22 protein-coding genes and 2 pseudogenes are annotated in these 24,937 nt (G+C 61.6%); 13 read left to right on the plus strand and 11 right to left on the minus strand.

The window, feature by feature from the left end; all coding sequences use genetic code 11:
* Positions 1 to 621: 621 nt before the first annotated feature.
* Entirely contained in the window at positions 622 to 1,245 is a 624-nt protein-coding gene (locus tag NMA58_RS25945; protein WP_434713731.1) for a CGNR zinc finger domain-containing protein, read from the minus strand.
* A gap of 65 nt (positions 1,246 to 1,310) precedes the next feature.
* Between NMA58_RS25945 and NMA58_RS25950 the strand changes: the two genes are divergently transcribed.
* The 7 genes and pseudogenes from NMA58_RS25950 (at position 1,311) to NMA58_RS25980 (ending at position 7,623) form a co-directional block, all read left to right on the plus strand.
* Positions 1,311 to 2,324: a DMT family transporter gene (locus tag NMA58_RS25950; RefSeq protein ID WP_434713732.1), complete on the plus strand. Its 1,014-nt coding sequence runs from the start codon at positions 1,311 to 1,313 to the stop codon at positions 2,322 to 2,324.
* A 258-nt stretch (positions 2,325 to 2,582) separates the two neighbouring features.
* Positions 2,583 to 3,086 carry a PTS sugar transporter subunit IIA gene (locus NMA58_RS25955; RefSeq protein ID WP_434713733.1) on the plus strand — a complete coding sequence of 168 codons (504 nt, stop codon included), beginning with the start codon at positions 2,583 to 2,585 and terminating at the stop codon, positions 3,084 to 3,086.
* Positions 3,087 to 3,276: 190 nt separating this feature from the next.
* Complete coding sequence (locus tag NMA58_RS25960; protein ID WP_434713734.1) at positions 3,277 to 6,303, plus strand: alpha-mannosidase; 3,027 nt, start codon at positions 3,277 to 3,279, stop codon at positions 6,301 to 6,303.
* Between the two features lie 128 nt (positions 6,304 to 6,431).
* Positions 6,432 to 6,482: pseudogene (locus NMA58_RS25965) on the plus strand (hypothetical protein); the annotation flags it as partial.
* A 3-nt stretch (positions 6,483 to 6,485) separates the two neighbouring features.
* Positions 6,486 to 6,713 (plus strand): MbcA/ParS/Xre antitoxin family protein, encoded by a 228-nt coding sequence (locus NMA58_RS25970; RefSeq protein WP_434713736.1) that lies wholly within the window; start codon positions 6,486 to 6,488, stop codon positions 6,711 to 6,713.
* Entirely contained in the window at positions 6,710 to 7,189 is a 480-nt protein-coding gene (locus tag NMA58_RS25975; RefSeq protein ID WP_434713737.1) for an RES family NAD+ phosphorylase, read from the plus strand. The genes NMA58_RS25970 and NMA58_RS25975 overlap by 4 nt, the downstream gene beginning before the upstream one ends.
* Before the next feature lie 218 nt (positions 7,190 to 7,407).
* Complete coding sequence (locus NMA58_RS25980; protein WP_183698477.1) at positions 7,408 to 7,623, plus strand: HAMP domain-containing protein; 216 nt, start codon at positions 7,408 to 7,410, stop codon at positions 7,621 to 7,623.
* A 188-nt stretch (positions 7,624 to 7,811) separates the two neighbouring features.
* On the opposite strand, the gene NMA58_RS25985 is transcribed toward NMA58_RS25980, so the two are convergent.
* The 5 genes from NMA58_RS25985 to NMA58_RS26005 all read right to left on the minus strand — a co-directional run bounded on the left by NMA58_RS25985 (position 7,812) and on the right by NMA58_RS26005 (position 13,175).
* On the minus strand, positions 7,812 to 8,726 hold the full coding sequence (locus tag NMA58_RS25985; RefSeq protein WP_183698476.1) for an SMP-30/gluconolactonase/LRE family protein: 915 nt from the start codon (positions 8,724 to 8,726) through the stop codon (positions 7,812 to 7,814).
* Positions 8,727 to 8,740: 14 nt separating this feature from the next.
* Complete coding sequence (locus NMA58_RS25990) at positions 8,741 to 9,691, minus strand: ABC transporter permease (RefSeq protein WP_434713738.1); 951 nt, start codon at positions 9,689 to 9,691, stop codon at positions 8,741 to 8,743.
* Positions 9,688 to 10,638 carry an ABC transporter permease gene (locus NMA58_RS25995; RefSeq protein ID WP_183698474.1) on the minus strand — a complete coding sequence of 317 codons (951 nt, stop codon included), beginning with the start codon at positions 10,636 to 10,638 and terminating at the stop codon, positions 9,688 to 9,690. Before NMA58_RS25995 ends, NMA58_RS25990 begins: the two co-directional genes overlap by 4 nt.
* Complete coding sequence (locus tag NMA58_RS26000; RefSeq protein WP_434713739.1) at positions 10,635 to 12,086, minus strand: sugar ABC transporter ATP-binding protein; 1,452 nt, start codon at positions 12,084 to 12,086, stop codon at positions 10,635 to 10,637. Before NMA58_RS26000 ends, NMA58_RS25995 begins: the two co-directional genes overlap by 4 nt.
* A 72-nt stretch (positions 12,087 to 12,158) precedes the next feature.
* Positions 12,159 to 13,175, minus strand: coding sequence for an ABC transporter substrate-binding protein (locus NMA58_RS26005; RefSeq protein WP_434713740.1), 1,017 nt, complete (start codon positions 13,173 to 13,175; stop codon positions 12,159 to 12,161).
* A gap of 279 nt (positions 13,176 to 13,454) precedes the next feature.
* Between NMA58_RS26005 and NMA58_RS26010 the strand changes: the two genes are divergently transcribed.
* The 3 genes from NMA58_RS26010 to NMA58_RS26020 all read left to right on the plus strand — a co-directional run bounded on the left by NMA58_RS26010 (position 13,455) and on the right by NMA58_RS26020 (position 16,598).
* Positions 13,455 to 14,693: an ATP-binding protein gene (locus tag NMA58_RS26010; protein ID WP_434714404.1), complete on the plus strand. Its 1,239-nt coding sequence runs from the start codon at positions 13,455 to 13,457 to the stop codon at positions 14,691 to 14,693.
* Between the two features lie 13 nt (positions 14,694 to 14,706).
* Positions 14,707 to 15,429 carry a response regulator transcription factor gene (locus NMA58_RS26015; RefSeq protein WP_183698471.1) on the plus strand — a complete coding sequence of 241 codons (723 nt, stop codon included), beginning with the start codon at positions 14,707 to 14,709 and terminating at the stop codon, positions 15,427 to 15,429.
* Positions 15,430 to 15,713: 284 nt separating this feature from the next.
* The gene (locus NMA58_RS26020) at positions 15,714 to 16,598 is read left to right on the plus strand and encodes a DUF6030 family protein (protein WP_434714405.1); all 885 of its coding nucleotides are present in this window, start codon (positions 15,714 to 15,716) and stop codon (positions 16,596 to 16,598) included.
* A gap of 66 nt (positions 16,599 to 16,664) precedes the next feature.
* On the opposite strand, the gene NMA58_RS26025 is transcribed toward NMA58_RS26020, so the two are convergent.
* Entirely contained in the window at positions 16,665 to 17,588 is a 924-nt protein-coding gene (locus tag NMA58_RS26025; protein ID WP_434713741.1) for a LysR family transcriptional regulator, read from the minus strand.
* Between the two features lie 133 nt (positions 17,589 to 17,721).
* On the opposite strand from NMA58_RS26025, the gene NMA58_RS26030 reads away from it, so the two are divergent.
* The gene (locus NMA58_RS26030; protein WP_434713743.1) at positions 17,722 to 18,606 is read left to right on the plus strand and encodes an alpha/beta hydrolase; all 885 of its coding nucleotides are present in this window, start codon (positions 17,722 to 17,724) and stop codon (positions 18,604 to 18,606) included.
* Here NMA58_RS26030 and NMA58_RS26035 read toward each other — a convergent pair.
* Positions 18,564 to 19,193: a TetR/AcrR family transcriptional regulator gene (locus NMA58_RS26035; RefSeq protein ID WP_221157460.1), complete on the minus strand. Its 630-nt coding sequence runs from the start codon at positions 19,191 to 19,193 to the stop codon at positions 18,564 to 18,566. The genes NMA58_RS26030 and NMA58_RS26035 overlap by 43 nt on opposite strands.
* Positions 19,194 to 19,359: 166 nt before the next feature.
* Between NMA58_RS26035 and NMA58_RS26040 the strand changes: the two genes are divergently transcribed.
* Entirely contained in the window at positions 19,360 to 21,822 is a 2,463-nt protein-coding gene (locus tag NMA58_RS26040) for a glycoside hydrolase family 3 C-terminal domain-containing protein (RefSeq protein ID WP_434713745.1), read from the plus strand.
* Between the two features lie 235 nt (positions 21,823 to 22,057).
* On the plus strand, positions 22,058 to 22,528 hold the full coding sequence (locus NMA58_RS26045) for an Hsp20 family protein (RefSeq protein WP_434713746.1): 471 nt from the start codon (positions 22,058 to 22,060) through the stop codon (positions 22,526 to 22,528).
* A 499-nt stretch (positions 22,529 to 23,027) separates the two neighbouring features.
* On the opposite strand, the pseudogene NMA58_RS26050 reads toward NMA58_RS26045, so the two are convergent.
* The 3 genes and pseudogenes from NMA58_RS26050 to NMA58_RS26060 all read right to left on the minus strand — a co-directional run.
* Positions 23,028 to 23,285: pseudogene (locus tag NMA58_RS26050) on the minus strand (DUF4143 domain-containing protein); the annotation flags it as partial.
* Between the two features lie 171 nt (positions 23,286 to 23,456).
* Complete coding sequence (locus NMA58_RS26055; protein WP_434713747.1) at positions 23,457 to 23,993, minus strand: OmpA family protein; 537 nt, start codon at positions 23,991 to 23,993, stop codon at positions 23,457 to 23,459.
* Positions 23,994 to 24,007: 14 nt separating this feature from the next.
* Complete coding sequence (locus tag NMA58_RS26060; RefSeq protein WP_183698467.1) at positions 24,008 to 24,682, minus strand: L,D-transpeptidase; 675 nt, start codon at positions 24,680 to 24,682, stop codon at positions 24,008 to 24,010.
* Positions 24,683 to 24,937 lie beyond the last annotated feature (255 nt).

Raw genomic sequence — 24,937 nt, forward strand, 5'->3', positions numbered from 1 at the left:
TTCGGATTATTGAGGCGGTCGCATCTCTGCTGATCTTCCTCCGAGTGAGGTTCAAGTGCATGTCGCTAAGGCAATTCCGCGAAGAGCAAAGCTACGGCAATGCGGTTTCATGCTTTAAGAGGCGCCGCGCCGGCAGGGGTGAAGGTCTCGCGGTCAAGCAAAACGCCGGCGCGGCAAGTCGGCCCGTGATGGGAGGGCGTTTCTTTTAGGGCCGTTGCAACAGTAACTCTGCCTGGAGCACCCTCGCCATTATGCCAAAGTATACTTGTTTAGCCTTTTCGCACGATTTCCTAAACCAGACCAATTATGCCGGAAGTATCAGATCGCGCCTGCCTTGAGAGCAGCACCGTCTCGATCCCGAGTTTTGACATCTTCTTCGCGGTCGCCGGCCCGACGCCGTGGAACCGGAGAGTGGCGGTGAGAAGGCGTTTGCCTGCCTACCGCCATGGAACCAAGGATACCGCCGTCGGCCGGCCGAACGGGAGCTCAATATGCTCGAACGCGTTGGGGGAAGTCGCCGCAGCATATTCCTGGTGCTAGTTCTTATCACTCGCGCCTCCGTCAATCTGCCGATCTCCGGGGCGCTCAAGGCTTCCTATACTGATGAACTCACCGCCATCATCAACGGTCGTCGCCGTGCGCGCGAAAACGCTTCACTCGGCTGTGTACCCCGCAACTTGCCTCCGAGCACCATCGCCGCCGGCCACCCTTTGAACGATCAAGGAAGAGCCAGCCGCAATTATCGCCCTTGCACTCACGCACGCGACGGCGGCCGCTCCGGTTGGTCAACAGATCAGTAGCAGCGATAGCGAATAGGTGAAAAATATCGGACAGATCGTCAAAGGGGAGTGCCCAGACGAAGTTCTGATTTGACTTTAGGAGGGTCTGTCTTGCGCGGCCAACTCTGGCGATTTCTGCCACTGTGCTCAATGCTCGGTGGGGATAAGGTGTATCGGTATCCTCGGCAAGGAACAGGGAGTATATGGCTTCTCGCAGCTCTATCAAACGCGCCAGGGCGTCTTCTGCCTTGCCGGAATCGACCGCCGCGCGTTCCCTCAAACTTGCCAATCCCCTTGCATCGATGAGCTGAAGCCTTTCAACGAACGCCAGCACGTCATCGAACGACCGCAGGAAATCGGGCCCCCAACGGCCGCGGCGGCTGTCGAGGGTGTTTACCAGTTCAAGGGCAGGATGGCCGCCGCTCAGACGCATGTCGAATATTGATGAGGCCATGGTGCGGAACAAAAAGCAGGTCGCCAGATTGTAACGATATAAATAAAGTTTATTCGTTACAGAGCAAGGGCCTCTCTATGTCTCCTCGCAAGAACGTGATCAAGTTCCTTATTCTTTGCCTCGTCTGGGGTCTGACGTGGATCGCCGTCAAGACCGGTATCGAAACCGTGCCGCCGATGATGTTCGCGGCGACAAGGTTTCTTTGCGCCGGCCTTCTGCTCTCAGGCTGGTCGCTGCGGTCCTGTCGCATATCGTTTGCGGCGGGTGAAGATTTGATCAGGCTTGTCATTGCAAGCCTGTTGATGATCACACTCTGCTACGGTCCGCTGTTTTGGGGTATGCAGTTCGTTGCATCCGGGACAGCTGCCGTGATCGAAATGTCGCTTACGCCCTTGGCTCTGCTCGGATTCGGAATATTGCTGGGGGAGGAACGATGGAGTGGCGCCCGAGCTTTTGCGATGATCATCGGCATGATCGGCCTGTCATTCCTGTTTTCACCCACACTCGAATTTACCAGCCTCTCCGGCACCGGCGGTATTGTTGGACTTCTTGCGATCAGCTGGAGTGCAGTATCGTCGGCCTGGGGATCTGTCTTGGCCAGGCCGCTTATCACCCGTTACGGCAGCAGCTTCGTATCCGGCTGCACGACACTCCTGGGAGGTGGAGGCCTGTTTTTGAGTTCACTGGTCTTCGAGCCCGAAGCAGCCGCAAGTCTGCAGACACTGTGGAACTGGCAGGCAGTCGCGAGTTGGCTGTTCCTCGTCCTCTTCGGATCGCTGATCGGTTACAGCATCTATCTTCAGCTTATTCGTGACATCGGGCCCGCCCGGGCGGGCAGCTTTGCGTTCGTGTCGCCCATCGTTGCTGTGGCCGTCGGCGTTATGATCGCTGGCGAGGCCTTGTCTGCGGCGGGGATGTTGGGAATGATACTTATGCTGCTGGCAGCGGCCATTTGTCTCTATGGATACCAAGGTTCGTCGAGAAGCAGCCGACACGACGATGCAGAGGCGGACGAGGGGTGCGCCTTAGAAGTCGCCGTCGAACCTCGATGCGATAGGCGGCAAAGAGACGCAGCCCGCCGGATCCGCTGAGTGATCTGTCAGAATGCTATGGCGGGGCCAAGGCGTTCCGGGGCCGAGCTTGATTTCCACGATTCAATCCCCACATACAACTTATCATGAATATTGTCGTGACACGGCGAGAGCCCCAGCGCCTCAAAGCAGGCCTCTGAGACCCGGCCGCGAGCTCCACTGGCGTCGCGTCCGGGTAGCCAGTTTCAATCAAAATGCGAGACGCGAATGCAGTGAATGCACTGCGATCGTGCTCGCACGCTCGGCTAAGAGGCGACCATGACGATGTTCAGAAACCTTCCGGCAGAAAATGTCAGTCTTGACCTTGTGACCAAGGGCAAGCATTCCGCGCTCTCCAAGATCGCTGCAAAAATTGCGCGGCGAACCGCACTTGACCCGCGGATGGTTCTTCGCGGCATCTGGCAGCGAGAGAGGCTCGGCTCAACCACGATTGGCCGCGGAATCGCTGTCCCACACGCGTTCGTGCAACCGATCTCGTCGCCTGTGACTTGGTTTACGCGATTGGCTCCTCCGATAAATTTCAAAAGTCCCGACCTCGACCCCGTCGATCTTGTCTTCACAATCCTTTGGCCGCGCTCGGAGGTCCACACGTTTCTGCCGGCGCTGTCGCAACTGTTTCGTCTCGTGCGGGTGCCTCTCTTCCGAGAGGAACTTCGGCTGGCGCGATCCCCCGACGAGGTAATTGCGATCCTGCAGGGCGAGGCGTGGGCAAACAACCAGATACCGCCGACCGCCGCCGCTCCACGGGTCGCGGTAAACTGAATCAGGACAAGCACGATCTCGGACAGAAGATCTTTTGCGGCTTGACGGAAAATCAAAGTTACTTAATCTAAGCATCTGCAGGGCCCCGCTGGGAGGAGGGGCCTGCATTCGCGATCCCTATCGCATCATCTTCATCTCCCAAAGCCATGATTCCCGATCGCGCGCCGCCGATTTTTGAACAGGACAAGCCATGCCGCTCACCATCGCCCAACGCCTCGACAGTCTGAAGGTCCGTATCGCCGAGCTCGCGCACTGGCGGGACCGGCATAGCAGCCCGATCGATGGCTGGACCTTCGAGGGCGAGCCGATCGCCCATCACCAGGACTGGCCGCATCGGCAGGGCGTGGTGTATTTTGCTGCGAGTGCTGAAGCGCCGGCGAACTGGCCGCTCGAAGATATTCGCCTGCAGCTGGATCTCGGCGGCGAGAGCCTGATCACGCTCAGCTATCCCGATGGCCAGAGCGAAACATTCGGCCTCGATCCCTATCACCAGGAATTCCCGGTGAAGGGCCGGCGCTTTTCGATCGCGGCGGAAAGCGTCGCCCGCTTTCCTTTCGGCGAGCCGAACCGGGCGCCGAGGCTCAACAAGGCCCGGCTGATCTGGCTCGACGGTCCCGTCCACCGCCTGCATCTTCTCCTGAAGCAGATCGCCGAGGCGGTCGGCGCGCTCGGCGATCATGAGGTCGTGCCGCATCTGGTGGACGCCGCCGAGCGGACGCTGCGCAGTCTCGACTGGCCGTCGGATACGGCGGCTTACATCTCCCGCACCGCTGATGCCGTCATGCAACAGAAGATTTGGGAACTGCCGGAGCTTGTATCCGATCCGGCGGGTCTCTCCGAAGAGCAGAGCGCTTCGGCGGCTGCCGCCTTCGAGGCGCTGACGGCGCGGCTGAAGGAGCTGCAGAAGCGCTTCCCCCCGAATGGAGAACTGGTGCTGACGGGCCACGCGCATATCGATCTCGCCTGGCTCTGGCCCTATCGCGAGACGCGGCGGAAGATGCGGCGCACCTTCAATACGGCGCTTTCGCTGATGGAACGCTCCGAGGATTTCCGCTTCAACCAGTCGACCGCCCATTATTACGCGCAGATGGAAGAGGAAGATCCCGAGCTTCTCGAGCGCATCAAGAAGAAGGTCGCGGAAGGAAAGTGGGAAACCGTCGGCGGCATGTGGGTCGAGCCCGATACCAACATGCCGACCGGCGAAAGCCTCGTGCGCCAGGTGCTCTACGGTCAGCGTTATTTCGAAAAAACCTTCGGCGCGCGCCACACGGTCTGCTGGCTGCCGGATTGCTTCGGCTTCTCCGGCGCGCTGCCGCAGATCTTGAGGCAGGGCGGCATCGACAGCTTCTTCACCATCAAGGTCAATTGGAGCGAGACCAACCACATCCCCTCCGATCTCTTCTGGTGGAAGGGCCTCGACGGCAGCCAGGTGCTGACCCACACCTTCGACAATCCGATGCAGGGCTACAACGGCTTCGTGCAACCCGATTGCTACCTGCCGACGTGGAAGAATTTCCGCGGCAAGGCGCAGCATCACGCCTCGCTTCTCGCCGTCGGCTATGGCGACGGCGGCGGCGGGGTGACGCCTGAAATGGTGGAGCGCGAAGTGCAGCTGCGCGATTTTCCCGCCATTCCGCAAGCGCGCTGGGGCACGGTCAAGGGCTTCTACGAGCAGGCGCATCGCAGCGCATCGGAGAAGAAGCTCCCCGTCTGGGACGGCGAAATCTATCTCGAACTGCATCGCGCGACGCTGACGACACAAAGCGGCGTCAAGCGCAAGCACCGCCAGGCCGAACGCGCGCTGATCACCGCCGAGACCCTCGCTTCGCTCGCCCATATGCTCGGGGCAGAAAAGCCGAAAAGCCTCGAGGCGGATTGGCGCGTGGTGTTGAAGAACGAGTTCCACGACATCCTGCCGGGTTCGAGCATCCGCGAAGTCTATCAGGATGCGGAGCAGGAACTCGGCGGCGTCATCGACCACGCCAAGGCCGAGCAGGCCAAGGCTTTGCAGACCCTTTCGGCCAATTTGCCGAAGGGCGGGGTCGCTGAGGCCCTCATTGTCGTCAATCCCTCGCTTGCGCCGCGGCCGGTGAGCGCCACGCTTGCCGACGGCACGGTACTTTCGGCCGCCGATATCGTCGCTCCCTTATCGGTCGCAGTCTTCGACAGGCAGGCGCTGAAGCCGGCGGGTGGGCTGAAGGCCGGCTCCGATCGCCTGGAAAACGATCATCTCTCGGTGGTCATCGGCAACGATGGAGCCGTTGCCAGCCTCATCCACAAGGCGAGCGGCCGCGAAGCGGTCGATGGCTCCGCCAACCAGCTCTGGGTCTATCCGGCCGATAAGCCGCGCAACTGGGATGCCTGGGATGTCGACGCCGATTATGCCGAAAAGGGCGTCCGGCTCGAAGCGCCCGAAAGCATCGGCCTCGTCGAAAGCGGCCCGCACCGCGCGGCGATCCGCGTCGTCCACCGCTACCGCAATTCGAGCGTCACGCAGACTTATGTGCTGACCGCCAACGCTAAACGGCTCGACATCGAAACGACCATCGACTGGCACGACCGCCGCACCCTGCTGCGCACGCTGAACCCGGTCGACGTGCAGGCTCGCAAGGCGACCTTCGAATGCGCCTTCGGCGTGGTCGAGCGGGCGACACACACGAATACCTCCTGGGAGCAGGCGATGTTCGAGGCCGCCGCCCATCGCTTCGTCGATCTCAGCGAGCCCGGCTTCGGCGTGGCACTCCTCAACAATGCCAAATACGGCCACAGCGCCCGCGCCAATGTGATCGGCATGAGCCTGGTGCGCGGGCCGATTTATCCCGATCCGCTCGCCGACGAAGGCGAGCAGAGCTTCACCTACGCGCTGATGCCGCATGAGGGCGCCTGGCATGAAGGCGGCGTCCTCGACGAGGCGCTCGATCTCAACCAGCCGCTGGTGACGGCCGAGGCAAAAGGCCTTTCCGCCGGCAATTTCGCGCCGCTTGGCGTCGAGGGCACTCCGGTCGCATTTTCGGGCCTGAAGCCGGCGGAGGAGGGCGAAGGCCTGATCCTGCGCCTTTATGAACCGGCCGGCCGGCGTGGCCGACTTTCCCTCGCCCTGCCTTCCGGATGGGCGGCGTCGCAGCCGCTCAACATTCTCGAAGAGCCTATGGAGCGTAAAGGCCCCGCCGACATCATGCCCTTCGAGATTCGGACCTGGAGGCTGCGAAAGGGCTGATCAACCATCCGCGACCCGCGGTATGTGCGGGACAAACTAGACAAATTGGCGAGCTTGCGGTCGCCCGCAGGCTTGAGGATTGGGCCGGGCCGGTTGCCGGCGCCAGCGAACTCCAGCGCGATTTTGGAATTGCGCGCTCCACGCTCAATCGCTGGCAGCATGCCGGCGAGGTGATCGCACTGTTGAAGGCAACGAGAAAGCACGTCTATCCGATCGAACAATTCATCGACGGGCGTCCCGCAAGGGGCATAGCAACGGTCGCCGCTCTCGTGTCCAATCAGCGGGTGGTATGGCTGTGGCTTTGCCAGCCGAATCCCATGTTGGGCGGGCGCAGGCCCATCGACCTCCTGAAACAGGATCGCGCTGACGAGGTCATCGACGCGGCTCAGACCTATTTCGCCGTGCAATGAGACTCGACAAAACTATCCGTCAGCGCCTCGCCGTCCGGGCTGATGTCACCGACTATGTCAGGATCATCGCGCGCCCATGCCGGAACGCCGCTCGGCATGGGTTCGGCAAGTCGCGGTTTTCGAGCCCCAAGGACAAGTTCCGGCTGCTCTACCTCGCTCAGGACCCCATGACCGCGGTCGCGGAAACGATTGTTCGCGACCGCTTTCAAGATAGGGCCGAGCGAGTGATATTCCAGGAGGAGTTCGACCGCTATTCGATCGCCGCCGTCCGAAACCCAGGCCCGCTTTTTCTACTCGACCTGCGCTACGAAGGCGCAAACCTGCTCGGTGTCTCGACGGATGCCGTTCGGGCACGGGCGCAGGCGAGCGGACGCCGGCTCAGCCAAGTCATCTACGATCGCACCGATTTCGACGGCATTCTCTACATGTCGTTTATTACCGCGCCACCGCCGGCCTCGAGGCGGATAGCCCCGTAGTGGATTTGCCCCGCCTGTCGGCGCTCGGCCTCATCCTCGATGCGCTGCAGGTCACCGTCATATCAAGGGAATAATCCCGGTCGTCGAGAAGACGTTCCGCAGTCGGCGGATGCGACACAGAGCGAGTCAGCTGTCATATCCACATCCTGCGCTCGCTATCCCAATCGAAGGTGCGGACTCGGCCAAGGCGATGGCGACCAAGGCTGAGGAAGAGGCCGATGCCTCCGCTGCCCTCGTCCTATACGTCAATCGGTGTCGGTCCGTTGACCATTATCACGTTGATCGGCGCCGCTGTTTTTGCCGCCCGCGTGATCGCAAAACCGATCGGCGAGATCACCGCAAGCATGAGCGGTCTAGCAGAAGGCAATCTCGATGCCGACATCCCATTCGCCAACCGGCGTGACGAAATCGGCCGGATAGCCCGCGCCGTCTAAGCTTCAAGCAGAACGACGCCGCCGCGCGAAGGTCATTGAAATGCAGAGGAACGTCGATGTGATCATCACGGCAGCGGTCGCCGGCGACTTCACGCGTCGCGCCGCCGCGGAATACGGCTACGAGGATCTCAATTAGTTCGCATTGGGCGTTAATGAACCCGCCGCCCCCGAACCTGGCATTCACCGGCTTACGGTCTTTGGGCGCCGGTCGTGGCAACATAGAGGGAATAGAGTGAGCGCGTTGCGGCTATGAACAGACGGTTGCGTCCGGGGCCGCCGAAGGTCAGGTTGGCGACGGTCTGAGGGACGCGGATCTTGCCGATCAGCTTGCCTGCCGGATCGAAGCAGTGCACGCCATCACCGGCACTGGACCAAAGGTTCCCCTGCACGTCAGTCCGGATTCCGTCCGGGATGCCGTTGTCGATGAGGCAGAAGACGCGGCCGTTCGCAAGGCTGCTGCCGTCGACTACATCGAACGCGCGGATGTGGCGTGGCAGGCTTTCGTCGTGGCTTGCTGACGAATCCGCGACGTAGAGGATCGTCTCGTCAGGGGAGAAAGCAAGGCCGTTCGGCTGGATGAAATCCGTGATGACGGCGGTTAGCTGGCCGGTCGCCGGGTCGAGCCGGTAGACGTTGCGCGTCGCCTGCTCGGGCTCAGCCTGATAGCCTTCATAATTCGACATGATGCCGTAGGTCGGATCGGTAAACCAGATCGTGCCGTCCGATTTCACCACAACGTCGTTCGGCGAATTGAGCCGCGCGCCCTCGAAACGGTCGGCGAGCACGGTGATCGAGCCGTCGATCTCGGTGCGCGTGACGCGGCGCCCACCATGTTCGCAGGAGACGAGCCGGCCCTGGCGATCGCGCGTGTGGCCGTTGGTGAAGTTGGATGGCTGCCGGTAGATGGAGACGCCGCCCTCGGGCGTCCATCGCAGCATGCGCTGGTTTGGAATGTCGCTCCACAGAAGCTGGTTCGCATCGTTGAACCAGACAGGACCCTCTGCCCAGCGGCAGCCTGAATAGAGTTCGTCGAGACCGGCGCTGGTGACGATCAACTGCCGGAAGCGCGGGTCGTGGATTTCGTAGATGCTGGCCTCGGCCATGGTGGTCTTCCTGATTATCGCATGCCGGCCCGGCGACCGCCGGCGAGCATGATCACGCTGATGATGATGAGGCCGGTCATGATGAGGCGGATGCCCGCGCCGAGCCCATAGGTGTTGAGCATGGAGACGACCAGGAACATGAAGAGCGACGCGCCCCAGATGCCCGGCACGTTGGAATCGCCGCCGGCAACCGCTGTGCCGCCGATCACGACGACGGCGATCGAGGTCAGCAGATATTCCGAGCCCATATTGAGTGCTGCGCCGCCGGAGAAGCAGGCGAGCAGATAGCCCGCGACGGATGCGAGCACGGCGCAGAAGAGGTAGGTGACGAAGCGCGTGCCGTCGACCGGAATGCCGGCCATGCGTGAGGCGGGCATGCTCTGGCCGATCGCCGAGATCCAGCGCCCGTAGATCGTCTTCTCGAGCAGGAACCAGGCGAGCAGCGAGATGAGTAACGCGACGATCGCCACGTTCGGTACGCCAAGCGTGTTCGTGGTGGTGAACTCCGCAAGCATGCTCGGAGGCTTGATGCGCAAGCCACGGTTCGTCCAGATCGCCGCGGACTGCACGATGAAGCTCATGGAAAGCGTGGCGATGATCGGCGGAATGCGCAGCGCCTTGATGAGCGCATAATTGCCGAGGCCGACGACGAGGCCGATGAGGATGGCGACAAGAAGCCCGGGCAGGATCAAGCCGTTTTCGACATTCATCAGTTTCAGCGCCACCGTACCGGCAAGTGTCATGGTGGCGGGAACCGACAGATCGATATTGCCGGGACCGAGCGTGATGACGAACATCTGGCCGATGCCGACGATCGCCGAGAAGGCGGCGAAGGTGAGTGCCGCCTGCGACAGGCCTAGCGTACTGGCGCCAAGGGTCACCATGATTGTCAGGAACCAGACGATGAAGGCGGCAAGCCATGACCAGATCCAGGGTTTGCCGAAAAGGCTGAGGAAGGGCGTCATCGGCGGCGTTTCTCCCGTTTTTCCAGCCGGTTCAGCATGAGGCGAAGTGCGAGCACGATGATCAGGATCGCGCCCTGGGCTCCGATCTGCCAATCGGGCGAGATGCGCAGGAAGGAGAGGAACGAGCCGGCGAGCGTCAGCGTCAGCGCGCCGATAACGGCGCCGACAGGGGAGACGCGGCCGCCGATGAACTCGCCGCCGCCGAGGATCACGCCGGCGATCGACAGCAGCGTATAACGCAGCGCGATATTAGCATCGGCCGAGGTGGTGAGGCCGACGAGGGCGATGCCGGCAAGCACCGCGAAGAAGCCGGCAAGCCCATAGGCGATGGCCCGCGCCCCGACAATCGACCAGCCGGCCCGCTCGACCGAGCGCTGGTTGCCGCCGATGCCGCGGATCAGCACGCCGAGCGAAGACCGCATGACCAGAAGATGGGCGACGGCGGCTATGATGATGCTGGCGACGATCGCCATCGGCGCCAGCGGCGGCTTGACGGTCATCAGAGAGCGCACCCAATCCGGCGCCTGCCCGCCGGGCGCCGGCAGCAGCAATACGGCAAGTCCACCCCAGACGAAGCTCATGCCGAGCGTGACGACAATGGACGGCAGGTCGCGCAGGTAGATGATGACGCCGAGGGCCGCATAGGCCGCGATCGCTCCCGCAAGGATCAGGATGCCGGTCGCCGGGTCGTCGCGCAGAAAGGTCGCGCTCACACAGGCGACGAAGCTGACGAAGGTGCCCATCGACAGATCGAGATCGTTCACCGTCATCACAAGCATCTGGGCGATCGTCGCAAGCGCGATCGGCACAGCGAGATTGAACAGCAGGTTGAGGCCGACATAGCTCATGGCGCGCGGCTGCAGCCAGAATACGGCGGCGAGCAGCAGTGTCAGCGAAAGGGCGGGAATGGCAAGACGCAAGGCGTCGGATGACAGCCGGACCATCATGCGGCGACCCCCTCGAAGGATGCGGCGATGATGTTCGTCTCGTTGACGGCGTCGCCGGCAAGTTCGGCAGTGATGCGGCCTTCGCGAAAGACGTAGACGCGGTCGCACAGACGCACTTCGTCCATTTCAGTCGAATACCAGATGAAGGTGCGGCCGCGCGAAGCTTCGTTGCGGATGATGGCGTAGACCTCCTGCTTGGTTCCGACATCGACGCCACGCATCGGATCATCCATGAGGACGACCGGCGCGCGCGTAGCAAGGGCGCGGGCAAAGAGCACCTTCTGCTGATTGCCGCCGGAAAGCGACAAAATGCGGTTGGCCATGTCGGGCGTACGGATTTCGATCCGCCGCCTCCAGTCGGCGCCCTTGGCCTCCTCTTTATCCGCGGCAATGAGGCCACGCCGCGACAGGTCACTGAGCGAGGCGACGGAAAAGTTGCGCAGGATGCTCCAGAGTTCGAAGATGCCGTTGAGGCGTCGGTCGCCGGCGACGAAGGTGACAAGCGGATCGCGCTCGGGCAGCCAGTTGCCGGACTTGGCGGCGTGCAGGGCAAGCAGAAGCTCGGTCTGACCGTGGCCGGCAAGACCTGCCAATCCGATGATCTCGCCCTTGCGGGCCGAAAAGGGACGGCCCGCCGTCTGATGGGAGAGAACGAGCGGAGCGGCGGATTGCTCGCGCGCCGGGCGCTGCCCCGTCTCCTCCTTCGCAACGCTGCCCATGGCCTCGACCAGACCATGATGGTCGAAGCCGTGGGCGGGGCGTTCGGCAACGACGCGGCCGTCCTTCATGACAACGATGCGGTCGGAGGTTTCGAGGACCTCGTGGAGGATATGCGAGATAAAAATGACGGAGCCACCGGCCGCGACGAAGCGGCGGACATGGTCGAGCATCTGGCGGGCGAGGCTCGCGTCGAGCGAGGAGGTCGGTTCATCGAGGATCACCAGCCGCGGCGGGGTGCCGGCGTCGGAAAAGGCCATCGCGATCTCGACCATCTGTCGCTCGGCGATCGAAAGGTCTCCCACTGCCCGACCGCTGTCGATGCCGTGGCCGGGGAAGACCGCATCGAGGCTCCTTTCGATGATTTCTGCGGCGCGCCTGCGCCAGCCGAAGCCGCCGAGATCGCGGTGCATGATGCGCGTGTTCTCGACGATGGAGAGGTTGGGGCAGAGCGAAAGCTCCTGGAAAACGCAGCGCACGCCGCGGGCTCGTGCCGCGTTGATGCCGTAACGCTCCAGCCGCTCGCCATCACTCGACACACTTCCCTCATGGGGGGTGAGGCCGCCATTGATGACGCTGACAATCGTGGATTTGCCGGCTCCATTGTGCCCGACCAGCCCGACGCACTCGCCCGACATGACGCGGAGCGTGACGCCGTCAAGCGCCCTGACCGCGCCGAAACTCACTTTGGCGCCATCGACGGCGATCACCGCCTTCAAAACCTCATCCATGCTGCCCGCCACATCTGCTCGGAAGGACTGCCGCGCGGCCGTTTTCGGCGCGCGCGGCAATCGCCGGGAGAGTTACTTTGCCGACTCGATGACCTTGATCGCGTCTGCCTGCGTGTATTCCACATTGGCGACGCCGCCGGCCTGGGTATTGGCGAGGTTCGTTTCGAGATTGTCCTGGTCGATGCGCAGGAACGGCACGACGAGATCCTTCTTGACCTGCTTGCCGTCGAGGATCTGCTGAGCGACCCAGAAGGCGAGGGTGGAGACGCCAGGCGCGATCGACACCGACATCGTCTCGTAGCCCTTGGCGTCCTTCTGTTCCTTCCACCACTTCAGCTCGTCTTCGCGGTTGCCCATGATGATGATCGGCATCTTCCGGTCGGTCGCGGCGATCGCTTGTGCGGCCCCATAACCGTCGCCGCCCTGCGTCACGACGCCGACGATGTCAGGCAGGCTCGGCAGGATGCCGGCGACGGCCTTCTGCGCCACGTCCTGCGCCCAGTCGCCGTGAACGGAGCCGACGATCTTGAACTGCGGGAACTGCTTGACGCCTTCGTGGATGCCGGCCGAGATCTCGTCATCGACGAAGACGCCGGCAAGGCCGCGGATCTCGAGCAGATTGCCTCCCTGTGGGAGTTTCTTGGACAGATATTCCACCTCGCTGCGGCCCATTTCCTTGAAATTGACAGCGATGCGCCAGGCGCACGGTTCGGTCACGATGCCGTCGAAGGAAACGACGGTAATGCCGGCGTCGCAGGCTTCCTTGACCGCGCCGTTCAGCGCCGTCGGCGAGGCGGCGTTCAGCACGATCGCGTCATAGCCCTGCAGGATCATGTTTTGGATCTGCGCCGCCTGTTCCGTCGCCTGGTTCTCGGCAGTGGTGAAAGGATCGGCCGCGGCAACGACGCCTGATTTTACGGCTTCGCCCGTCACCTTGGCCCAGCTCGTCAGCATGGCCTGGCGCCAGGAGTTCCCGGCATAATTGTTGGAAAGAGCGATCTTCTTGGCCGACGTGTCGGCAAAGGCGGATACGGGCATGGCGGCGCAAGCAATAGCGGCCGATGCCAGAAGCATCTTACGGATTGTCATGTCTTCCTCCCTCATGATCGCGCCGGTCGGCGGATCGCTTCACTCCTGCCGGCCTAACCGGACCTGAGTGAAAATTGTTCTTGCACTGAGCTTCCTCCTCTCAGTAAGGGCAGGATGCGGGAGATCGGCCGGCCTGTACAGGGGCAAGGCGGCAACTTGTTTGCGGGTTTTGCGCAACAAGCTGCGGGTTTACGCAAGACGGCGGCCCATTTGCGGGCGCTTACTGGGAAACGATCACGGCGGGTTGAGGAGCCTGTCGTGACGGGGGAGGAACTGACAATGCTGCATCTCGCACCGGCAGCCCTGTTCGACCACTATCTCGGCATTTCCCGGCTGCTCGCGGGCCAGCTCGACTTCCGCTCGGCGATCCGGTCGGTTGCTGCCGAGGTCGCCCACATCATCCCCCACGACCATCTCGACGTCTGCGTGCTGCTCGAAGGCGGCAACTATCACACGGCCTATGAGACGGGCATCGAGACTGCCTGGGGCGAGATCGCCGGCGCGCCTGTCGTCAACAGCCCCATCCGTTCGCTGCTGCGAGGTGAGGTCGATTTTCTGCTCACGGACGATGCCATGACAGACCCGCGTTTCCATTTCGAGGGCGCGTTCAAGCGGCCGATCGTCGAACAATCGCTGAGGAGCCGGTTGCATGTGCCGATGAAGGTGCAGGGCACGATCATCGCGGCCCTTTCCTGTTCGTCTCACAGGGCGGGCGTCTATACGATGGAGGACGTCGAACGCGCCCGCATCATCGCCGATCTGCTGACGCCCTATTTCTTTGCGCTGCAGGCGGCCGAGCAGGCGCAACGCTCGGCGATCGTGGAGGCGGAGGCACGCGCCCGCGAGGAGGGGCTGCGTCAGGGCGCGCTGAAGCTGACCGAAGCCCTGGAGCAGGAACGCCAGCGAATCGGCATGGACCTTCACGACCAGACGCTTGCCGACCTGACGCGGCTTGCCCGGCGAATCGACCGGCTGTCGCGCAACGGCGAGGTGACGCCCGAGGCGCTCGAACCAGTTTCGCGATCGCTGCAGCATTGCATGCAGGATCTGCGGCAGATCATCGAGCAGGCAAAACCCTCCGTTCTCCAGCTCTTCGGCCTCGCTCAGGCTATCGAACATCATCTCGACCGATCGACACGCGACACCGGGTCGGGCATCGAATGGGGCCTCGTCGACGAGACGAATGGGGCGCTCGAAAGGCTGGAGCCGACCGTCAGCGTCGCCTTGTTTCGCATAGCGCAGGAGGCGATCAACAATGCCGTGCGCCATGCCGCCCCGCTGGCGATCATGGTGCGGCTCGAAGCCGACGACGAACAGCTGGCGATCGAAATCTCCGACGACGGAACCGGGCTTGCCAAGACGCGGGGACGGATCGGCGGCGGCATCGACAATATGAAGACCCGCGCCCGGCTGATCTCGGCGCGCTTCACGATCGGCCCCGGCCATAATAATCGCGGGACCGCGGTGCGCGTCGTGCTGCCGCTGGCGCCCAGCGGCCCGGTGGGCGAGCCGGACTGAGGAGAAAGAAAAGATGAAGGTTCTGATCGTCGAGGACGACCCGCTGCACCGGTCCTACCTGCATGAGGCTGTTAACGCCGCCCTGCCGGAATGCGACACGGTGATCGAGGCGGAGAACGGAACCATCGGTGAGAAGCTCGCCCGCGACCACAAGTCGGCGCATATCGTCATGGACCTGCAGATGGCGAGCCGCAACGGCATCGAAGCGGCGCGCACGATCTGGAAGGAGCGGCCGGAAACCCGCATCCTGTTCTGGTCGAATTATTCGGATGAGGCTTATGTGCGCGGCGTCTCGCGCATCGTGCCGGATGGCGCCGCCTATGGCTATGTGCTGAAATCCGCCTCTGACGAGCGATTGAAGCTTGCGCTGCGCTCAATCTTCATCGAGAGCCAGTGTGTCATCGACCGCGAGGTGCGTGGTCTGCAGCAGAAGAGCCTCGGCCAGACCAACGGCTTTACCGATTCCGAATACGAAATCCTCGTTGACATAGCCCTCGGTCTGACTGACCGGGCCATCGCCAAACGCCGGAGCCTGTCGCTGCGCAGCGTGCAGAACCGCCTGCAGCAGCTCTACGACAAGCTCGACGTCTATCAGACGGCTGGCGACGACCACGAGGACGGCCGCTTCAATCTCCGCGCCCGCGCCGTCACGATTGCTTTCCTGCGTAAACTTCTGAATTACAGCGCTCTCGAACGCGCCGAGGCGGAGCTGCAGGAATGGCTTGATGGAAAGTAATTTCCCGAAGGATCGGCGACACAGACGAGCTTTTCTTTTGGGGCGCAGCCGTTTCAAGGCTGCTGCTTGACGCTCGGTACACTCGACATCAAAATCGCGGTTTCGAAGGTGAGCCGGCTGTACCGCTTTCACATCGTCGCTCGCCTCAAAAGGTTTGGCCACGGGGATTGACCAGCCGCCGACCGACACCGCTGGTCGCAAGCTTGCGAGGCAACGCAGTGAATAAATTGTTCTCAGCAGCCGGTTCTTCTCGCGACAGCCCATCCAAGCGCTGGAAGTTCCCGTTGCTGAGCAGCCGCCGCCCGTTACGACGGCCAGCGGTGTTGCTACTCGCCCTGCTTGTCGCAACGATTGCGGTTTCTTACCTTGACATCCGCCAATCCGAATCTCCGACCGAGGACTTGGAAAAGGGAGCGCTCAACAAGGCTGCCCCTTCGCCACGCCCAACCGTCCGCTCTGATCCGGCTGCTTCTTTTCTTCGTCCGACGATATCCATATCGCGGCATCTGATGGAGGTCCCAAAGCTCGACCTGGCAAGCCAGTTTCTGCGGATGTGGCTGGTCTCGGGCGCCAATATTTGCAGCGCTCTTCGAGAGGCCGGCATAGAGGTGAGCGAATGGAAAGCCGCATCGATGCGCAATCGCGATTATGAATGTTATTTTCAGCGCATCTACGAACGGGACGAGGTGAGGCCACTGAGCTCGACCTTCCTCAGGATTCGTGGAGATGAGACGGGTAATATTGTTGAGATCCGCGCCAAGATCGTCGGACCGAAGATTGATGCTGAGGGACTTCTCGCCCCTGAAGTGCTGCGCATTTTCGAGATCATTGTGAAGCAGGCATGCTGGCGAGATTTTGAAGATGCGCTTGCGTCGATCCAAAGACTTCGCGATGTCGAGGCCGAACGATTTGGCTCTTATCTCAGCTTCACGCGGGAAGCCGGCAGCGAAAACAGATTTAGTTTTGCTCTAGGCCTCAAGGCAGCTCCAGGTTCGCAGGCAAGAACCAGGGCGTATTTTTCGGCAGACCGCTGGCTGGCCACGACGGATCCGCGCATCCCGCGGACATCATCCGCATCGATCGCAATGGCGCGTTCAGATCAGCCGATGGCACTCAATGGCGGAGCAAGTGCCGGCTCCGATTCAAAACCAAGCCGGAACTGCGGCTGAGCGTCAAAGCCCCCAGCCTTGTGAGTAGGGAAAGTGTACCCGCCTCGGATATGGCGCGACAGCGGATCAGCGCGACAGGCTGGCTGCCGGTCGAAAAGCGTCGGCTCGGGCGGCGCAATTCTCGACGACGAAATCCACGAAAGCGCGGACTTTGGGCGAAAGCTGGCGATTGGACGGCCAGACCAGCGAGAGCGAGCCGAAGGGCACCATGAAGGAGGTGAGGACGGGGATCAGGCTTCCCGCTCGCATATGCGATTCCGCGACGTAGACGGGCAGGTGGGCAAGGCCAAGACCATCCTGCGCTGCCCGCAGCCCCGCATCCGTATTGTTGAACGTCAGGCTTCTGGGCAGAAGCAGCCGCTCGTACGGCGCCTTGAAGGCCCATGACGCGATACGGCCGCTGGTTGGGTATTTGAAATGAATACAGGCATGCCCGCAGAGATCGGCAGGTGTCTCCGGTCGTCCATGGCGCTCGAAATAGTCGGGGCTGCCGCACACGACGAAATGCTGATCGCCAAGGTGGCGGGCGATCAGCCGCGTATCGGCAAGCTCGCCGCTCCGCACCACGACATCCAGACCCTCTTGAACCAGGTCTATGACCCTGTCTTCGAAATCCACATCCAGTTCGATTTCCGGGAAGCACTCGGCAAAGGCCGGCAGCATCGGCATCAGCAGATGGTGTCCGACGATGTGCGGAACGCTGACGCGCAGGCGGCCCCTTGGGCGTTCCCGGCTATGCAGGACGCTTGCCTCTGCATCCTGCATGTCGTCGATGATGCGCTTGTAGCGCTCGTAAAGGACCGCCCCTGCGTCGGTCAGGCTGATGCTGCGCGTTGTCCGGTTGAAGAGCCGCACACCGAGCCGGCTTTCAAGACGCGCCACGGCCTTGCCGATCGCGGACGGCGAAACGCCGGCAACGCGCGCGGCTGCGACATAACTTTGCTGTTCGGCTGCATGAACGAAGGCGAAGAGGTTCGCGAGACTATCCACGGCAAGATCCGATTAGAGATATTTTGTCCTTTATGTAAGGCCGCCCGTGGCGGTTGATCAATATTGCGTAGCAAATATCCTTTGTTCGACAGCGGGACCGGATAGGCCTGCCAAGATAAAGGGAGTGGATGGCATGCGGGACTACGCGAGAGAGTTGCCGGAGCACACGGGCATATATATTGGCGAGAACGACCTTTTCCTGGAAATCTTTCGCGGGAACGATCGCTCGGATGAGGCCGATCGACCGCCTCTGCTCTTTGTCCATGGCGCCTTCACCGGCAGCTGGATGTGGAGCAAGTACATTCCGCACTTCATGGCGGCGGGGTGGGATTCTTACTGCATCAATCTGCGAGGTCACTACAAAAGCAGGTCGGTGGATTTCACGAAGGTGGAATTCGAGAACTATCTTGAAGATATTCGTGAGGCGATTTCCGCAATCGCTGGGGAATGTGCTGTTCCTCCTGTTGTGATCGGTTTCAGCATGGGCGGAATCCTCAGCCAGAAGCTGGCGGAAAGCGTTGGCATTGCCGGGCTGGTATTGATCGATTCCAGCATCTCCAGGCAGGTGCATGACGAGGTGCCCTACCAGGATCTTGCGCCTGAGATACCTGGGGTCGTCATTCCCGCGCCGGCGCGTGACGAGCAGTCCAGCCCTGACGAGACGCCCGACGATATCGCCTTCCAGCGGAAGTACCTGTCGATGGAATCCGCCAGAGCCTTCGGTGTCTTTTCCTTCCATTTCGGAGCGCAGGGAATTTCCGTCGACGGCAGCAAGATCACCTGCCCCAGCCTGGTCATCTCAGCTGTCAACGACGCAGCCGCCGATCGGCGAGGGCAGGCGATGGCACGGCACATCGGCGGCGAGTATCTCGGTCTCCGGGGCACGACGCATACGGGTTTGTTGGTCGGCCAAAGGTACCACGAAGCCGTCAGCCGCATCATGATCTGGCTCACGCGCTTCGATGAAAAGAGAGTTCATCCCTCCGGCGCGAGGCTCGCCAGCAGGCGGTCGACATAAGCTTCCAGACCGCCGACCATATCGAAGCGATCGGGATCGCGCAGCCAGAGCATTTGCAGGCCGTCCATCACGGCGATCAGTTCGGCCGCTATCACCTTGCTGTCGATCCTCTTGTCGATCGAGCCATCGGCGATCGCCCGCTCGAAAGTCGCGGCGATGTCCTTCTGCATCTCCGCAGTGCGAGCGAGAAACCACGCCTTGGCGGGGTGATCCTTCATCAGGCTTTCGGCATTCAGAATCGCGAAGGCTCTGACGACCTCGATCATTTCGGCATTGCGGCGGAAGATCTCGACCATGCCCTTGAGCAGGCCGCTGATATCGGAGCGATAGTGCCCGATGAAATCGGCGCTATCGAGATCGCGCTTGGCGAGGATCGCGAGCAGCAGATCGACCTTGGTAGGAAAATGGTGCAGCAGGCCGGGCAGCGACAGGCCGACGTCCCGGGCGATATCGCCGATCGCGGCATTCTGATAGCCATCTTCGGCAAAGCGCCGCATCGCCGCCGCCAGGATTTCCGCGCGGCGCTCCTCTCCTTTGGGGGATCGACGCCGTCTTTTCTCGTCCTGTCCCGTCTTCCGTTCTGCCATTATTTCTCCCGTCGGCCTCTTTTAACGGCGATGCGCCGATCCGCAATGCTCCGGCCAATATATCCTCTTCTTCTTACATTAGCTCCGTCAGCTTGACATATTAAAAATACCGAGTAATCGGTAGGTTTAACAGACGGTGCTCGCAGTCTTTGAACGGGAGGTTTGCATGATCGATTCCATTCTCGACGAGATGACGCTCGAAGAACAGGTCTCGTTGCTGTCGGGCGCCGATTTCTGGACGACCGTGCCCGTCGAGCGGCTTGGCGTGCCGAAGATCAAGGTGACGGACGGACCGAACGGCGCTCGCGGCGCGGGCTCGCTGGTCGCCGGCGTCAAGGCGACCTGCTTTCCTGTCGCCATTGCGCTCGGCGCCAGCTGGAATCCCGATCTCGTCAGGCAGATGGGGGTTGCCCTTGCGCGCCAGGCAAAGAGCAAGGGAGCGGCCGTGCTGCTCGCGCCGACAGTGAATATTCATCGCTCCGGCCTCAACGGCCGCAATTTCGAATGTTACTCCGAAGATCCGATGCTGACATCAGAACTCGCGGTCGCCTATATAGAGGGCGTGCAGAGCGAGGGGATCGCGGCGACCATAAAACACTTCGCCGGCAATGAATCCGAGATCGAGCGGCAGACCATGTCGTCCGATATCGACGAGCGGACGCTGCGCGAAATATATCTTCCGCCCTTCGAGCAGGCGGTGCGCCGCGCCGGCGTCATGGCGGTCATGTCCTCCTATAACCGCCTCAACGGCACCTATACGAGCGAGCATCAATGGTTGCTGACCAAGGTGCTGCGCGAGGAATGGGGCTTCGACGGCATCGTCATGTCCGACTGGTTCGGCTCGCATTCCACGGCCGAGACGATCAATGCCGGCCTCGATCTCGAAATGCCAGGACCGGCGCGCGACCGCGGTGAGAAGCTGGTTGCGGCCGTGCGCGAAGGCAAGGTGGAAGCCGCCACCGTGCGGGCGGCGGCGCGGCGCATGCTGCTGCTGCTCGAGCGCGTCGGCGCATTCGAGAACAAGCCCGATCTCACCGAACGGGCGGTCGACCTGCCGGAAGACCGGGCGCTGATCCGGCGCCTCGGTGCCGAAGGCGCGGTGCTCCTCAAGAATGACGGCATCCTGCCGCTTGCCAAGACCTCGCTCGATCGGATCGCCGTCATCGGACCGAATGCGGCGAGCGCCCGCGTCATGGGTGGGGGCAGCGCGCAGATCAACGCGCATTATACGGTGAGCCCGCTCGAAGGCATTCGCGCCGCTCTTTCCAATGCCAACAGCATCAGCCACGCCGTCGGCTGCCGCCATAACCGCCTGATCGACGTGTTCAAGGGAAAGATCACCGTCGAATATTTCAAGGGGCGCGGCTGCAAGGGCACCCCGCTTCACGTCGAGACCGTCGACAAGGGCGAATTCTTCTGGTTCGAACTGCCGTCGGGCGAACTCGACCCCGCCGATTTCTCCGCCCGGATGGTGATGCAATATGCGCCTGAGGAGAGCGGCCAACATGTCTTCGGCATGACCAATGCCGGACTGGCGCGGCTCTTCGTCGACGGCCGGTTGATCGTCGACGGCCATGACGGCTGGGTGCGCGGCGAGAATTATTTCGGCACCGCCAATGACGAACAGCGCGGCGCGGTGACGCTCGAAGCGGGCAGGCCTTACGAAATTGCCGTCGAATATGAGCCATCCACGGCGAACGAGGAGGGCATCAACCTCATCGCCGTCCGCTTCGGCGTCGAAAAACCGCTCGGCGAGGCCGATATCGAAGTCGCCGTCGAAACGGCCCGCAATGCCGATGTCGCGCTGCTCTTCGTCGGTCGCGACGGCGAGTGGGACACGGAAGGGCTGGATCTGCCCGACATGCGGCTACCGGGGCGGCAGGAGGAACTGATCGAGAAGGTCGCCGCCGCCAACGCCAACACCGTCGTTGTGCTGCAGACCGGCGGTCCCATCGAGATGCCCTGGCTCGGCAAGGTCCGTGCCGTGCTGCAGATGTGGTATCCCGGACAGGAACTCGGCAATGCCGTTGCCGACGTGTTGTTCGGCGACGCCGAGCCGGGCGGCCGCCTGCCGCAGACCTTCCCGAAGGCGCTTGCCGACAATTCCGCCATCACAGGCGATCCTGCCGTTTATCCCGGCAAGAATGGGCATGTGCACTATGCCGAAGGCGTCTTCGTCGGCTATCGCCATCACGATATCAGCGCCGTCGAACCTCTCTTCCCCTTCGGCTTCGGCCTTAGCTATAGCCGCTTCCGTTGGGGCGAACCGCGACTCTCCGCAGGAGAAATGGATCCTGAAGGCATAACCGTCAGCATTGACGTCACCAACACAGGCGACCGGCCAGGCTCGGAACTGGTCCAGCTCTATGTACGCTCGCCGTTAGCCAAAGTGGAACGGCCGGACAAGGAACTGCGCGCCTTCGCAAAGCTCTCGCTCCAACCCGGCGAAACAGGCACAGCCGTTATGAAGGTTCTGCCGCGCGATCTGGCCTATTTTGATATCGAGGCCGGCGCCTTCCGGGCCGAACCGGGTGGTTATCACCTGGTCCTGGCGGCGAATGCCGCCGATACAAGATTCGTGCTCCACCTGCCGTCACCGGCCGGCTACGTGCTGCCGCCGACCTCATGATTCCGATGTCGAACGGCCAGGCGCCATTGGTTGAGCTGAATGAAAACAGTGCGCAAGAGGCGATCCGGACTGCCGGATCAAGCAGCCTGAAATTTTTTAGATTCTCCTCTTGAATGGAAAATCATGCGGAACCAGATCATCGTCGTCGGCAGCGCAAAAGCGGGCCGATGATCAGAGGGGAGACGCAGGTTTCCGACGCGTCTCCAACCCATGTTGCTTTACGGAGGATATGGCTATGAGAAACGAACTTGATTTCGCCCCCCTTTACCGGTCCAGCATCGGATTCGACCGTGTCTTCAATCTCCTGAACAATGCGCAGCGCCTGCAGGCGATCGAGACCTGGCCGCCCTATGACATCGTCAAGACGGGCGAAGACGACTATCGCATTCAGATGGCGGTGGCCGGCTTCGCCGAAGGTGACCTCGACATCACCCAGGAGCGGAACGTCCTTCTGGTGAAGGGGCAAAAGCCCGATGGGAAAGAAGGCGAATATCTGCATCGCGGCATCGCCGGGCGCGCATTTGAACGCCGCTTCGAGCTGGCCGATCACGTCAGGGTCGAGAACGCCTCGCTGACGAACGGTATTCTCTCGATTGCGCTGAAGCGTGAAGTGCCCGAAGCCATGAAGCCGCGCAAGATCGCCATCGGAGACGGCTCCCTTCAGCAGGCGCCTCTTCAGATCGAAGCCGAGCGTCAGGTGGCTTAAGGAGAGCCTCTCCATGAAGTCCCGAATTAAGCCGTTTATCGTGGAGATCAGGAAACGTCGCAGAAGCAGCGCTAAAGATGCGGCAAAGCCTCTGTTTTCGAGGTCGTTAGGCAAGCTTCGCAACGCGCACGCCGTTTCTGAAGCGCGATCCTGAACAGGGTTCCGCGTCGACTGGGGCCGGCGCCATGTGGCCGGCCCTTGTGCACGAATGAATGCGGACCGAGTTTGCTCTTCCTCGAATTCTCACCCGCGACGAGATCGTTGCGTTTCGCGCCCGCTCCCTAAGGTCCGTCTCTGCAGTGATTTGTGACGACCTCATCGCTTTCGATTGGTCATGTCATGACTTTTCAGGTCATCTTTGCCGCCGTTGCGCTAGCGATGTGAGGGCTTGACGTGTTGGTGCTCCTGGCGATCACGGATCGAACTGGGACGAGCGACATTCTTCAAACTGGCACGAATGGCCCCGCCCCTAACCCGCCCGGCGCTTTTCGATCGCAGTTCACATTGTCCATAGAAGTGATAGCGGGGCGGCTTGTAGCTTTTCTCCGAACGGGGTCACTCGGTCGTGGTCGTGTAAGACGAGCCCTCGCACGAAACGATCGCCGACCGCCTCTTGTAACTGGCGCAGCCCGCGAAAATCGTCAGACTTCACCGTTGCCGACGCCTTTACTTCAATCCCAACAACCCGGCCGCGCCGATCCTCGACGATGACATCGACTTCATCTTGGTCTCTCGTCCGGTAGTGGGAGAAGGAAATCGCCGGTCTTAAGCTGGACCGCCCATGCAGATTTCGTCCTCGATGCCTCGAACTAGACGCTTCATGATCGACGGCCCGTCCATCGCGGCCTCATCCACCATCCCGACGGGGGCGTGCAATACATGTACTAAGCAACCTTTGTTCGGCGCGTCCCGGAAAGTTCATCTGCGATCAAACCGCATCCGGCTGGGTGCGCAGATTGGTGACGACGCGCCGGTTCTGCACCTTGCAGGAGCGCTCCGTGCAGTCGCGGACTTCGCGATCGTTTCCGTAGCCCTTGGCCCACATGCGCTTGGGGTCTACGCCCTTCGAGGCGAGATAGGCCATCGCCGCATCGGCGCGCTTCTGCGACAGCGTCTGCATATTGGAGGCGGAGCCGGAATCGTCGGCAAATCCCTGCAGCTTGAGCAGCCACGTTGGGTTCCTGTTGAGCCAGGCGGCCTGGTTGTCCAAGGTTGCCATGGCGACGGTATCGAGCGCGGCGGAGTCCTGCTTGAAGTAGATCCGTCGGCCGACATTGAGAATGAAATCCTCCTCGCTACCAGCCGCAACGTTCTCGAAACCGGGGGCGGGGTCGTTGGTCTGGCCGGTCATCGGCACCGCGGCCGGTTCTTCCAGGGAGGCGACCTCGGTGGTGGAGCAGGCGGCGAGCGCCAAGAGCATGGCTGCGCCGGCAAGGAGCTTGGTGTATCCGATCATAGCAGACATAGGGGTGATATTCCTCATTCGACCGGAGTTGTTTCGCTAACCTGAGTGGCGCCCTCAGCCTGGTCGGCAATATGCGGCAGAACCTGTACGGCCGTGCCAATGGGGCAGCGCTGGTACAGATCGATGGCGTCTTCGTTGAACATGCGGATACAGCCGCTGGAGGCGTCCTTGCCGATGCTCCATGGCTCCAGCGTGCCGTGGAACCGATAGCCGGTGTCGACGCCGTCGCGATGCAGATACATGGCGCGAGGGCCAAGCGGGTTCTTCGGTGAGCCACCCGAGACGAATTCCGGCAGTTCGGGATGGCGCTTGCGCATCTCCGGCGGCGGCGTCCAGCGCGGCCAGAGCGATTTGGCGTCGATGGTGGCGCGGCCAAACCATTTGAAACCTTCGCGACCGACCCCGACGCCATAGCGGATGGCGGTCTTGTTCTCCATGATCAGGTAGAGAAAATGGTGCCTTGTATCGACGACAACGGTGCCGATCGGCTCACTGCTGAAATATTTGACCACCTGGCGATGCCAGCGCTTGTCGATTTTGGCGAAATTGGTGCTGCGGAATGTCACGCCGTTGTCGACGGCTGTGCCGTCGAAATAAGAAGCTGCCGCTGCGGCTGCCGGTTTGCTGACGGCGCCGGTCCCAAGCAACGCCAATCCACCGAGCATAATACTCCTGCGCGTCCACACCATCGGCTAAATCCCCCCTGAAAGCCAACAAGCGAAGTGGCAGTAAACCAGATTTTTTATTTGCCTCAATAGAAAACTCCTCTCCCTATCAAGATCGATAGAGAATCTAGGGTCGCCTGATGCTGTATTGCTTCGGTCGTTACTCCGGGCGGGAGAATGTTATGCCGACTGCGTACGGATCCGCAAAGGACAGGAGGCGCGGCCGGAGCCTGCATCGCAAGTGTTCCGTGCCAGCGTTCCAGTGTCGATGCTGCGTGC

Origin of the sequence: Rhizobium sp. YTUHZ045, assembly GCF_051124255.1 — a bacterium.
GTDB lineage: Bacteria > Pseudomonadota > Alphaproteobacteria > Rhizobiales > Rhizobiaceae > Rhizobium.

Coding starts and splice junctions, on each gene's coding strand:
- NMA58_RS26040 (WP_434713745.1), top strand. CDS start 19,360: ATGATCGATTCCATTCTCGACGAGATGACGCTCGAAGAACAGGTCTCG.
- NMA58_RS25995 (WP_183698474.1), bottom strand. CDS start 10,638: ATGATGGTCCGGCTGTCATCCGACGCCTTGCGTCTTGCCATTCCCGCC.
- NMA58_RS25975 (WP_434713737.1), top strand. CDS start 6,710: ATGAGACTCGACAAAACTATCCGTCAGCGCCTCGCCGTCCGGGCTGAT.
- NMA58_RS26015 (WP_183698471.1), top strand. CDS start 14,707: ATGAAGGTTCTGATCGTCGAGGACGACCCGCTGCACCGGTCCTACCTG.
- NMA58_RS26030 (WP_434713743.1), top strand. CDS start 17,722: ATGCGGGACTACGCGAGAGAGTTGCCGGAGCACACGGGCATATATATT.
- NMA58_RS25950 (WP_434713732.1), top strand. CDS start 1,311: ATGTCTCCTCGCAAGAACGTGATCAAGTTCCTTATTCTTTGCCTCGTC.
- NMA58_RS26000 (WP_434713739.1), bottom strand. CDS start 12,086: ATGGATGAGGTTTTGAAGGCGGTGATCGCCGTCGATGGCGCCAAAGTG.
- NMA58_RS25955 (WP_434713733.1), top strand. CDS start 2,583: ATGACGATGTTCAGAAACCTTCCGGCAGAAAATGTCAGTCTTGACCTT.
- NMA58_RS26035 (WP_221157460.1), bottom strand. CDS start 19,193: ATGGCAGAACGGAAGACGGGACAGGACGAGAAAAGACGGCGTCGATCC.
- NMA58_RS25960 (WP_434713734.1), top strand. CDS start 3,277: ATGCCGCTCACCATCGCCCAACGCCTCGACAGTCTGAAGGTCCGTATC.
- NMA58_RS26045 (WP_434713746.1), top strand. CDS start 22,058: ATGAGAAACGAACTTGATTTCGCCCCCCTTTACCGGTCCAGCATCGGA.
- NMA58_RS26055 (WP_434713747.1), bottom strand. CDS start 23,993: ATGTCTGCTATGATCGGATACACCAAGCTCCTTGCCGGCGCAGCCATG.
- NMA58_RS25980 (WP_183698477.1), top strand. CDS start 7,408: ATGCCTCCGCTGCCCTCGTCCTATACGTCAATCGGTGTCGGTCCGTTG.
- NMA58_RS26010 (WP_434714404.1), top strand. CDS start 13,455: ATGCTGCATCTCGCACCGGCAGCCCTGTTCGACCACTATCTCGGCATT.
- NMA58_RS26060 (WP_183698467.1), bottom strand. CDS start 24,682: ATGGTGTGGACGCGCAGGAGTATTATGCTCGGTGGATTGGCGTTGCTT.
- NMA58_RS25985 (WP_183698476.1), bottom strand. CDS start 8,726: ATGGCCGAGGCCAGCATCTACGAAATCCACGACCCGCGCTTCCGGCAG.
- NMA58_RS26005 (WP_434713740.1), bottom strand. CDS start 13,175: ATGACAATCCGTAAGATGCTTCTGGCATCGGCCGCTATTGCTTGCGCC.
- NMA58_RS25990 (WP_434713738.1), bottom strand. CDS start 9,691: ATGACGCCCTTCCTCAGCCTTTTCGGCAAACCCTGGATCTGGTCATGG.